Below are 10,822 nucleotides of genomic sequence, written 5' to 3'. Positions count from 1 at the left end.
TTCATGCCCCTTTCATGCCCCTTTCATGCCCCTTTCATGCCCCTTTCATGCCCCTTTCATGCCCCTTGGGGGCATTAGAAAAAAACCTTTATTGGCAAGGGTTTTTCGCTGTTCATGCCCCTCATGCCCCCTTTTTTGATACATATACCTTTATAGAAAATGTGCTTTGTGAATATAATTTTTCTATGGCATATTTGTAAAATAAAAACATGTATAAAGATGGATTATATGGAATGCAAAAAAATTAAATATAAAACAATTAGCGTGTATGTATATATATGTTTTTAGGGGCATGAGGGGCATGAAGGGCATGAATGAATAAAAAACCGCGCCACTAAGCCATTATTAAATATTTCTGATCATGCCCCTTTGTGCATTTTGGTGGGCATGATGGGGCATGGACAAAGAAAAAACCGCCCGTAGGCGGTTTAGGTGTTTCGGTAGACGATGACGCGAATCACTTTTTTGGTTTCTGCGTCATATTTTCGTGTGGTTGTTTTGTCTCCTCTCTCAATCCTCCCCTCCTCAATCAACGCTTTCCTCACTACATTCGCACCATACCCGCGCTCTCTAAGCAAATCATCAAACTCTGTATTCATTTCCGTCAAACATAAAATTATCTTTTTATTGCGAAAATAAAATTTGATCACAGATTTGGCGGCGGCTTTCCTAGCAAAAAGATTGCATAAAGGGAGAAGAAAAAGGGTGGTGGTAACGATTTTTTCTAAAAAAGAGCGATGAAATAAGGTTTTTGCCCATATATATATAGCGAGAAAGAAAGCTCTCTATATATATGGGCTTTTCGCTATTTTCTCTGTTACCTCCTGTTACCACTTCGTTACCACTGGGCGGTAACGAAAAAAACAGCTTGATTGTGCGGTTTATTTGGCTTTGTTACCGCGTTACCGCCATTTTTAAAGAGCATATACTTATAAAATGAAACAACAACGATCAATATTTTTTTCGGTGGATAATATGTATATAAATGGTTTTATTACCATACAGAAATTAAATACGAAGTGATACGTTTCTATATATATGTCCTCTCGCACAAAATGGTGGTAACGCGGTAACACAGCCTACAAACCGCGTTGTTAAGCCGTTTTTTCGTTACCATCAGATGGTTACAGGCTGTAACAACAGGCTGAAAATAGGTAACAATCCTATACTCGCCGCAAAAAAACCAACCTAACCATAGGCGGTTTAGGTTGGCTTATAAATAATAACTCGTATTGGTTTTTTTGATTCTATGTCACGCTTCACCATTGTGTTATGTTTTCCGTCGTTTTCGATCCTCCCTTCTTCAATCAACGCTTTCCTCACTACATTCGCCCCATACCCGCGCTCTCTAAGCAAATCATCGAACTTTGTCGGATAAAATGCGACTTTCGTATGTTCCGCATCCACCCAAAAACCAAGCCATCCCGTTGGTGGCGGGAGCGTGGGGGATTCAGGATTGTGAGAACGAATCTCGCGTTCGCCACGTGTAGCGATGACCTCATCAATGTAGTCCGAAGCACGCAAAGAGACGCTTCGGAACCGTTCACCTTCACTGATCTGCTGCCAGACGAGTTGCGCCAAATGATCCATAACCATATCTCGCAATTGGAACGGTCGTTCATCAGGATCGAATGGTTCATCAGATACTGGCGTGTTCGCGTTCACTGCATCTTCGAGCACGGCAGCTCCGAGTACCGCAACCGCGAGGTGAGATGCGTACCGACGCACCGTTCCCATCCGGCTTTCCTCCCACTCTGTCCCTGCTGCCCATCGGATGCGTTCGACGAGTGCTTTTGTGAAATATCCGTAGCGTTCTGTGAGCATGGATGTATCGTTCGCATACCGCACATATTGTTTCGCCAACGCTTCGTGATAAATCCCGGCGTTCGCAGACCACCGCATGGCGATGTCGCTCATTTTTTCTGCGCGATCAGTTCCTTGAACGCCGGAGGGCGCAAGGGAAATCAGGCGCATCATTTCGCCGTCGCCCGGTTCATCATTGACCAAGTCAACGTAGGACTCGTTGGCTGTCATCATGAAAAGTCCCGTGAACTCAACAACATCCCGATTTTTTCCACTTGCACTACCACGAGCTTTGTCTCGCCCCGCACTGATGTTGAAAATGATTTCGCGCATTTCGGCAGAGTTTTTTCTTCCGCCGTTTTTTGCGCTGGCTTGCGGTTCATCTAAAATTACAGGCACGCCGCCGGATTCGTACATCATCTGTGAAAGCGCGGCAAAGGTGAGATTGCTAAGTTCAATGCCGCCACCAAATAAATACCCTGCCATTTTTGCAGCCGTTGATTTCCCTGTAGATGATTTTGAACCGACCAGTTCAACGAGAAACCCCTTCACCGCAATCAAATTGGCATCGTGCAAAGCGCGAATCAGTGGACTTCCCACCGCAAAAGAGATAAAAGCGGCAATTTCGGGTTCACTGACTAAATCGTTTCGGATATGCTCTGTCATTTCTGCAATACTGCCTCGTCGTACATGTAACGTTCGCGCGACATTTGGATCACCTTTTGTCATTCCTGAAATATATGTAGCTTGAAACTCTGTTCCAACTAACTCCCTTCCTGTATAATAAGCCCATTTGCCGGAAGGCAATTTAATCCATCCGTGTTTATCGATGTAATACCCATATAGATTCGGGAGATTGGCGTAATTGGTCAGTGTGACAGCAGCAAGATTTAAGTAATCCATCACGCCGTCCACGTCAGCACGCCGTAGTTTGACAATATCCTTCGTGTAATCCACGAATTGTTTGTAATCGATGAGTGCAGAAGTTGGAAGCTGGATCGCGTGCAATCCCATACCCGTGTCGTGTACGAGTTCTGCGATGTGGACAATTCTGTCGTTTTCTTGATTTTTCACCGGAGTAAAAATTCGGCGAATCCCGATTTTAAACCTCGCAATTACAACATACTTAATCATCCCGTCTTTTTCCTCGATCTCCAGTTCCACCTGCTGCTTTTTCGGGTTCCAACTGTACTTCGGTGGCATGGGAACCCCCTCGAACACACTTTCACTGTATTCTCCACGCGCTTTTTTCTCTTCACGCGCGCGTTTTCGTTCTTCCTCTTGTTGGGCTTCGCGCTCTCGTAGCCACGCTTCTTCTTCGATGCGTTGTTGTTCAACTTGTGCATCTCTTTTTTCTTTTTGGTATTCATCGCGAACCGCTTTGTACGCACGCTCAAATGGTCGGATACCAAGCCCAGTGCTTTTGGCGATTTCTTTTAGCCGCGTAGAATAAACATAAAATTCCTCGTTCCCTGGTTCATCCAGCATCGCGAGGGCAAGGAGTGTCTCTTTCCTCACGAGTGCAAACTGATCCCCTTCTTCTGCTGCTTGGATGGCCGCGCGAAGTGTTTCAGTTGCGACGATTTCATTTTCATGGGATTCGGTCGTTTCTTTTTTCTGTGCATGGTTTTCTTGGAAAGAACGCACACCCTCACAAAAACGCTCGAATTCTTCTCGAACAGCAAGAAGTCCCGCTCTAATTTCCTCGAATTCACTCCCTTCTAGTCCATCGATCAATTCCTGAAACTCTTCTGGCTCTTCAACGATCATTTTTTCGATCATTGATTTTTCTTCCATGATTTTTTCCGTAGTTTTTTCAGGATCGAGAGAAAGCAACTCTGACTTAAACTGCTTGGCGAAACTTGGTACACCGAACGGTTTGCGCAACCCCAATTCCTCCCCGTACCGTTTCCGTAGATACGCCACGGGGTTTTCGGCTTCGTGCCGAATCGGACACGCGGCACAGACCGCGTGATTTTGGGCCACATATCCACAAGAACGTGGGGAGAGATTCGCTGTATCGCGCCATTTCCGCTCGGTGTTCGCATGTCGATACTGCTCTTGATCAAGCGCCGACCATTCGTGAAATAGCTCGCTCGATGAAGGGGTTGCCGCATGAAACCACGAGGCGCCTGTGATCCATTCTTCGTAGCTCACTACACGCTTTTCCCCTTGCGCATAGCGTTTGGCAACGTCCGTCATCCACCAACACACTTTGGGGAGTTCCCGCGCCACATCAAGCGGCAAATCATCCCACTTTTGCATGGGAGAGTTTAAAATTGACTCCGACTCTTTGGGTTTAAGTGCAGCAGCAAGCGAAATGGGCAAAGGCGCAGGAACCATATCAGCGGGGTCATGCGCGACATCCCATTCATACCGTCTGCCTGAATGATGTAGACTGGGCGGAATGACGATGTATCCACCATCTGCACGCACGTCGATTCCGTCAAGTCCACGGAAGCGAGTTGTGTTCGCATACGATTCGCACGTAGCAAATAGATAGTGCTGTCCACCGCCCCCTGTAAGGCTTGTCACCGTTTCAGAAAGGTCAATCCCGAGATCAGATTCTAATTTGATCAATGATTCGTCCCCGTTATGACGAGGATCAATATCGATTGCAACAACGCCGCTTCCTACGCCTGTTGCAAGTCCCCAATTGGCAAAAGGATATTGCGAGAGCCATGCAGCGATTTGTTCAGAGTCGCTTGTTGCTGCTTCTCTCCATCCTTTTATGATGGGGTGTTTTCCTTTGTTGGGACAGGCTTCATTGCGGCATGTACATTTTCCCTCTTCTGTGATACTATGAAGAGGAAAAATCCTCCACCCTAATGAGGCATAGCTCAAAAAAGGTTCGGGTAATGTTATGGGGTGAGAGTGAGTATCCACGGCAACCCCCTCCTAACATAGAATTTGCTGTATACTATGACACGGGCGCGTAAGAAAATTTTCTTACGCGCTACTTTCTGAAAGCCCCGGATGGATTCTATGAAGTGTGGGATACGCGAAAATAGGCATCCCTAACGCCTCTGCAACCTGCACTTCAAGCCGTGCCCCGCGCGACGTTTCCCACCCCGGTAAAACAACGACCGCATCTGCTCCTAACATCTTTCGCAGATCGTCCCGCATGTACGCTTCCCACGGCGACCCTTCTGGGAGATTTGTTCTCGCTGGATTTGCCACAAGATAGCCCTGCGAAAACAACGCGCTTTCTGCTTCAAAAAATGCTGGATAATTGTAATCCGGCAACCCCGACATGGGGCCACTGAGATAGAAAACAGTTTGCGCAAAACGTGGTGACATTGGAAACAATGCGATCTCCGTCCTTCCTTCGAATTGTTTTGTTGATTATATAATACAAGATAAAATTATTTTTAACAACATTTTGAGGAATCCTTGGTGAAAGAGCCTTCGAAACTAGACACTCTTTATTTTTTTAGCTTTTGGTCTCGTTCGCGCAACACGGCCAACGTGCGACGGATATATTCTGCCTTTTCCCTCATTTTCTCGTCTAAGAGGGGTTCCTCGTTTTTTCGCCCTGACGGTTCAAGTCGCCATTTAGAATCTTGTTGAACAAACTGATACCCGCCACAACGCACCGCGTGCCAAAACCATCGATCTTCTTCGTTCTTCGTGTGCGTAACGACAAACTTCCAAACATCAGCGCCAGCCATGTCTTCGCGTGGATCGATTCGTGGATCAAGCATCGAACTTATACGGGAGCGCGCGACGCATTGCAGATAAAGCCCCCGTTACCTCCCAGTGATTTGAAAAAATCAGGTCGATCATAATTTTGGCTTCTTGCATGGTGTCGGGATAATACATCGCAGACAGGCGCGCTCGTTTTAAAAATTTATCAATCACGGCGATTTGCTTTGGGGTTGCTCGATTCAAAAGTCGGGCTGCTTCTTCCTTTGTTGCAGGTGTTTCAAGAATTCCGCGGTTTCTTAGCGCTTCGATTTGTTTTTCGGTAGGAGCTTCATCAAGCCAACCTGCTGTGGAAGAGACGGCTGACTTTTGCAAATTGACGTGTGCATAGGTGTTCGCATACTCAAACGCATCGGAAAGATTGCCTTGAAACACTTTTTGGGACATCGGGTTGATTTCATCCCGCACCCCCGCATCCACCCGTGCGGTGGTTTCGTCAACCAAAGTGACTCGCACAAACCGTTGATCGAAGTCTGAAACTTCGTAAACCTTCCCCTTACGCAACTCTCGCCAGTTGATTTTGTTTCTTTTGGCGAGCTTGAATGTGTATCCTCCTGCTTCGGTGTTTGGCTTAGAATCAGATTTTCCTTTTGCCACTTCTCCCTTTTCAGGTGCAAGCAAAGTTTCAACAGTGACAAGCGGGAAGTTTTCGGACACACCGACGACATCCAACACCAGACAGTCCTTTTTCCCAATCCACGGTGCAATTCGCAAGCCCCTGCCAACCATTTGTTGATAGAGTCCCATGCTCGTGGTGGGGCGCGCGATGATCACCGCAGAGGCTTCAGGTTCGTCGAACCCTTCCGTCAGTACTCCGTAATTAAAGAGAGCTTGGATTTCTTTTTGGGTAAATTTTTCGATGATTTCTTTGCGCTCTTTTGTAGGGGTTGCGCCAGAAACATAGGCGCTAGGTACGCCACGACCAGAAAACAAATCCGCTAAATCTTTCGCGTGATCAACGGACGTGGCAAACCCAATCGTCAGTCGATCTTTGGCATATTCGTTCCAAATCTCGTAAATTTTTTGATTTGCAATTTCGTTGTTTAGCGCAGCGTCTAACTCTCGATCTGAAAAGTCTTGCCCTTTATTCGGACTTGTTACGCCTTCAAGAGCAGGCACTGAAATAGAAACAGGTGGAACCAAATACTCTTCGTCGATCAGTCGTTTCATGGAAACGGAATAAGCCACTCCATCATAAATCTGATCTAATTTCGCTTGATCCCGTCGAAACGGCGTCGCGGTTAGTCCTAAGTGCATGTCCCCGATTTGTTCAAGCGCATCGCCGTCAGTTTCCAATAGGTGATCAAGATACCCTAGTTCTTTGTAAATTTTTTTATACGTTTCCGCTGTCGCATGGTGGCATTCATCTGTAATAATCGTTGGCGTTTTGGGGTGGATATTTTTCCAGTCTTCTAAACGTCGCACAAAGCTTTGGACACTCGCAACGACAACGTCTGCATCCATTTCATTTTGATCCGCTTGTACAATTCCTACGCGGACGGTTGAACCAAGTTCTCCTGTGGCATCATATACTTTTTGAAATTTGTCTACTGTTTGATGAATTAACTCCTCGCGATGGACGAGAAAAAGCACCGTCCCCTTTTTTACCCGTTCTGCGATAATCGAAGAAGAAACCACTGTTTTCCCGCCGCCTGTCGGCAGGACAAGCACAGGACGGCGGGATTTATTGTTTTTGATGGCTTCAATCGCCTCTTGTTGATAGTTGCGCAAAGCAAGCGATTGTTGCCTTGTTGCGGTGACAAGTTGCATGGGTTTTTCTCCTTTCTCTAAAAGTAATATTCCTCTTCCTCGGTTTCTTCATTGAAGTTGTCCTTGTCTGCCTTCGTTACACGAAACTCCCCTGCGAGAATCGCTTCTTTTGCGGCGATCCAACTTGCGGCATTCACACGAATCCCGTACTTGTTTTCGAGCCACTCAACGACTCTCTCTTTTTCGATTTTGTTTTCCGCCGCCACTTGCATGGTCGTTGCCTGAATTCGTTCGAGCAGAGCAGGACTGATTTGTGAAAGAGCAACTTTTTCTTCACCTTTGGAATGCGTTACTTTTGCAACGACAACTTTGTCCAAAAGAGTAGACGCGTACTGATCCAGTTCGTTCACGCTGTATTGGTAATTAAATGCGTCCAGTGCATTTTTAAGATGGCGCAAAGAGATTGGATTGTTCGTTAACCCTTGATTCAAAAAAATGATCCGATTCCGGTAAGGGCCGCCTTGCACACGCAATTTGAGCGCGAGATGATAGCCGTTCCCGGATTTATTTTCGCGTACTTCTGACTCCTCCACCATAACGACATAATTGCCATCAGGGAGCGGATCGAATCCTTGCAAATTGCCGGATACTTGTTGATATATTTTTTCGTCAATATTGAGCGCCATGATTGATTTCCTCCTTGGATTTAGTTTGCCTTTCGGCTGGGGCGGGTTGTTTGGCACAGCCCGCGAAAGACCGTTAATCGTTCAAAATCCAAAACGCAAAAAAGTAAAGAACTATTGCAAAGATTAAAAGAGGGATGACGAATGGCAGATAGAAACTAAGTACGATAGAAGAGACAGTTGCATGATAGGCAGATCGGAAAAAGAACGAAGCCAATACAGCCCATAACGAGAAATTGAGGAACAGAAAAAAATGAGGGATTGATTCCCCAAAAATAAGGAATCCAATGACAGCCATAGCAACAAAAAACAGTCCCGCGGCAAGTAACACTCGAATTCCCACCTTGTTGGTATTTTGGGGGAGTCCCGGAGTCGAACCGGGTGTACCTAGCTCCATGTGACCAACTCAAATAACAGGAATCGAACCTGCTACGGCCAAGTCTGTTCGTGACCACCCATCGCCTACGGTGGCTCTACTCCCCATAGTGCGGGCTGATTGTGGCTCAACCCGCGAAAAGCCTTTGTGGTTTAGGAATTAACTGCTTTTGTATCTTCTTGTGGAATTTCAGGGACTGGCGGCAATTCAATGGCTGTGTAATCATCAACCGACACTTTGTAGGATTTATGCTTTTCCTCTAATTCCTTGCCGATCTTCAGTACACGCATCCGTTCTACAGGAGTCAGCGCGCGAACGACGGTGGGCTGTTTGAGCTGCGACCACGTGTTCGCGCCGTTTCGTTTGATTTCAAGAGCCAGCTCGATTTCAAACGAACTTACAAACTGACCTTGGAACCGTACCGCACTCACAAATTGATCCCACACTTTGAGACTTGACGGAGGAAGATTCAAAACCGCTGGTACATCGGAATCCGCCGTCAAGACATAAAGACGACGCATCGTTTTGCATGCTTTGCCGCGTCCGCCATTAAAATCAGAGCCGTATACATCAAACGGACACCCCTGACACGAGCGCGGCATGATTACGCCATTTTCATCGACATATTGCCCTGCCTTCCCGTCCACACTGGAACACAACGGCATCGTTCCTTCTTGGTTGTCTTGTTCTTGCTTTGGGAACAAAACGCGTGAAGTGTGAAAAAACGGAATTTGTACTTTTAATTTAGGAATCACTTCGCCCGTTGCTTCGTTCATGAACGCTCCTGCTTGAGCGATAATTTTGTAGCGAACAGGCACAAGTTCGGCATTGGATTCCAACTCTTGTGCGGTCGCTAGGGTCGCTTCGTATTCTTCGAGCGTGAAACCAGCTTCCACAATCGCCTTGGCTTCTGCTTCGTTGATTCCTAACCGTTGCAAATAATTTTGATCGAACGCCGTGATTGAATTTGTCATTTTCAATTCCTCCCGTTTTTTCGTTGTATGTTGAGTTATGCAGATTCTGATGGCAATTCATCGTGCACAGTTTCGCTGACTCGAAATAAGGAGTCTCTCGCCCCTTCTATCCCTAAGCAAAGCGGCTTGAAGGGACACCCACCATAGTCGTTGCACGCGCTGGTATTGTGTCGAATCATTCCCGTTTTGTCTTGCCAAAGCCGTTCTTGTGTTTCCGCCCACAATTCTTTTTCAAATCGCTCGATCTGTTCCGATGTCCGATACACAAAATCCTCTGCAATGAAGCGTTCGGGTTCCTCATCGTACATCCCCATTAGCCGATCTTTGTACTCGTCCCAATCTTCAATCACAACCCCCGCTCTCATCTTGGGCTTGGTTTGTGTCTTGACGATTGTGCGCATAATGGCTCCTTCTAGCGGATGCCCAAACGCCTTGGATGCGGCGTACAAATACAGCGTCAGTTGATTGGATAACCCGTAGGAAGTGCGGTATACATCAAGAGACATGCCCGTCGTTTTGTTTTCGATGAGCCAATACTTTCCGTTCGCTTCCACAATTCCGTCCATCTTTCCGCCTAATACAAACTTGCGACTCTTGCGTCCACTAGCCGGATTGATAATGGGCACGGTGAATTCTTGCTCAACAGCGGTAAAAGGGTATGCGGTAAAGCGTCGCACTGCTTGCCGAATCATCACCTCCGTTCGTACTTTTTCAAGTTGAAGCCGAAACGCCGCTTCCTCATCTTGTGGCTGGATAAAACCAAAGGTTTCCAGCCCTCCCCGCACTGCTTCTTCTTCGTCACCCCCTCCCCCCACCATTTCCAGACCTCTGTGCCACGCACTGCCGATTACAAGCGGCCACTGAACATCCACAGGGCGCAAACGCTCTACGTATTGGTAGTGCTCTTTTTGCGGACACCGTTGCCTTGCACTGATGCGGGAATTCGTCAGCTTTTCCATATTAGAAACCCCCTAAAAGAATGCGTACAATGAACCCCGCAAAAGGTGCAGCAAGGAAAAACAACGCCACAACTCCGATTCCTGCCCAATCATTTTTCTTATGCACCAACTCCCGCGAATTTTTTGTGACTGCATTCATGGGTTTTCCCTCCAATCTCCCTCTCGATCAATTCAAGAATTTTTTTATGGTTACGCGTAGCTTTCGCGTATCCCACTAAAATCGGCAGTGTCGCCGCATTGATTCCATATTCGATGCGGGAAATGTGGGGTTGTTGCACGCCTGCAAAAAATGCCACATCCTCTTGCGAAACGCCAGCGCTGTGCCGAATTTCGCGCAAAAGTCTGCCAACCTCCTTATGCGTCATCACTTCACCCCCTTTCGATGAACAAATAATACATTTTCATTTTTATATAATTAAAATGTTGCTGCGTATGATGCGTATGCTCCGTATATACGCAGCGTTGTTATTTGTACTCAAGGTGGTACAATATGGATGTCAATCAATGATCAGTTGTTCAATGGGGTTGCCATCAACCTCCTTTAGCTTTTTTAAGAAATCTGGATCATATTGTAGGTTTTGATCGTATTCCATGATGCTCATCCTTTCTGTT

Annotated in this window: 10 protein-coding genes; 1 reads left to right on the top strand and 9 read right to left on the bottom strand. The window is 46.6% G+C overall.

What is annotated here, in order from left to right:
- On the top strand, positions 1-200 hold a 200-nt coding region (locus BM613_RS15370; protein ID WP_219930698.1), incomplete at its 5' end, for a hypothetical protein.
- A gap of 228 nt (positions 201-428) precedes the next feature.
- On the opposite strand, the gene BM613_RS13390 is transcribed toward BM613_RS15370, so the two are convergent.
- The 9 genes from BM613_RS13390 to BM613_RS13345 all read right to left on the bottom strand — a co-directional run bounded on the left by BM613_RS13390 (position 429) and on the right by BM613_RS13345 (position 10,575).
- Positions 429-650, bottom strand: coding sequence for a hypothetical protein (locus BM613_RS13390; protein ID WP_109431674.1), 222 nt, complete (start codon positions 648-650; stop codon positions 429-431).
- Positions 651-1,203: 553 nt separating this feature from the next.
- Positions 1,204-4,689, bottom strand: a complete 3,486-nt coding sequence (locus BM613_RS13385; protein WP_109431673.1) for a bifunctional DNA primase/polymerase — start codon at positions 4,687-4,689, stop codon at positions 1,204-1,206.
- Between the two features lie 63 nt (positions 4,690-4,752).
- Positions 4,753-5,103 carry a DUF4406 domain-containing protein gene (locus tag BM613_RS13380; protein ID WP_109431675.1) on the bottom strand — a complete coding sequence of 117 codons (351 nt, stop codon included), beginning with the start codon at positions 5,101-5,103 and terminating at the stop codon, positions 4,753-4,755.
- Between the two features lie 125 nt (positions 5,104-5,228).
- The gene (locus tag BM613_RS13375; protein ID WP_109431672.1) at positions 5,229-5,507 is read right to left on the bottom strand and encodes a hypothetical protein; all 279 of its coding nucleotides are present in this window, start codon (positions 5,505-5,507) and stop codon (positions 5,229-5,231) included.
- Entirely contained in the window at positions 5,500-7,278 is a 1,779-nt protein-coding gene (locus BM613_RS13370) for a DEAD/DEAH box helicase (RefSeq protein WP_109431671.1), read from the bottom strand. The genes BM613_RS13375 and BM613_RS13370 overlap by 8 nt, the downstream gene beginning before the upstream one ends.
- A 17-nt stretch (positions 7,279-7,295) precedes the next feature.
- The gene (locus tag BM613_RS13365; protein WP_109431670.1) at positions 7,296-7,904 is read right to left on the bottom strand and encodes a DUF669 domain-containing protein; all 609 of its coding nucleotides are present in this window, start codon (positions 7,902-7,904) and stop codon (positions 7,296-7,298) included.
- Positions 7,905-8,429: 525 nt separating this feature from the next.
- Positions 8,430-9,251 carry a hypothetical protein gene (locus BM613_RS13355; protein ID WP_109431668.1) on the bottom strand — a complete coding sequence of 274 codons (822 nt, stop codon included), beginning with the start codon at positions 9,249-9,251 and terminating at the stop codon, positions 8,430-8,432.
- 35 nt (positions 9,252-9,286) lie between these two features.
- Complete coding sequence (locus BM613_RS13350) at positions 9,287-10,210, bottom strand: PD-(D/E)XK nuclease family protein (RefSeq protein ID WP_109431667.1); 924 nt, start codon at positions 10,208-10,210, stop codon at positions 9,287-9,289.
- Between the two features lie 98 nt (positions 10,211-10,308).
- Positions 10,309-10,575, bottom strand: a complete 267-nt coding sequence (locus tag BM613_RS13345; RefSeq protein ID WP_109431666.1) for a helix-turn-helix domain-containing protein — start codon at positions 10,573-10,575, stop codon at positions 10,309-10,311.
- Positions 10,576-10,822 lie beyond the last annotated feature (247 nt).

Origin of the sequence: Sulfoacidibacillus thermotolerans, assembly GCF_003144315.1 — a bacterium.
In the GTDB taxonomy this organism is placed as follows: Bacteria; Bacillota; Bacilli; order Alicyclobacillales; family SLC66; genus Sulfoacidibacillus; species Sulfoacidibacillus thermotolerans.
This window is presented reverse-complemented; position numbering and strand designations above follow the sequence as displayed.

Bases quoted from the DNA above. Each gene is read 5' to 3' on its own strand.
- BM613_RS13375 (WP_109431672.1), bottom strand. From the start codon at position 5,507: ATGCTTGATCCACGAATCGATCCACGCGAAGACATGGCTGGCGCTGAT.
- BM613_RS13355 (WP_109431668.1), bottom strand. From the start codon at position 9,251: ATGACAAATTCAATCACGGCGTTCGATCAAAATTATTTGCAACGGTTA.
- BM613_RS13370 (WP_109431671.1), bottom strand. From the start codon at position 7,278: ATGCAACTTGTCACCGCAACAAGGCAACAATCGCTTGCTTTGCGCAAC.
- BM613_RS13380 (WP_109431675.1), bottom strand. From the start codon at position 5,103: ATGTCACCACGTTTTGCGCAAACTGTTTTCTATCTCAGTGGCCCCATG.
- BM613_RS13350 (WP_109431667.1), bottom strand. From the start codon at position 10,210: ATGGAAAAGCTGACGAATTCCCGCATCAGTGCAAGGCAACGGTGTCCG.
- BM613_RS13365 (WP_109431670.1), bottom strand. From the start codon at position 7,904: ATGGCGCTCAATATTGACGAAAAAATATATCAACAAGTATCCGGCAAT.
- BM613_RS13345 (WP_109431666.1), bottom strand. From the start codon at position 10,575: ATGACGCATAAGGAGGTTGGCAGACTTTTGCGCGAAATTCGGCACAGC.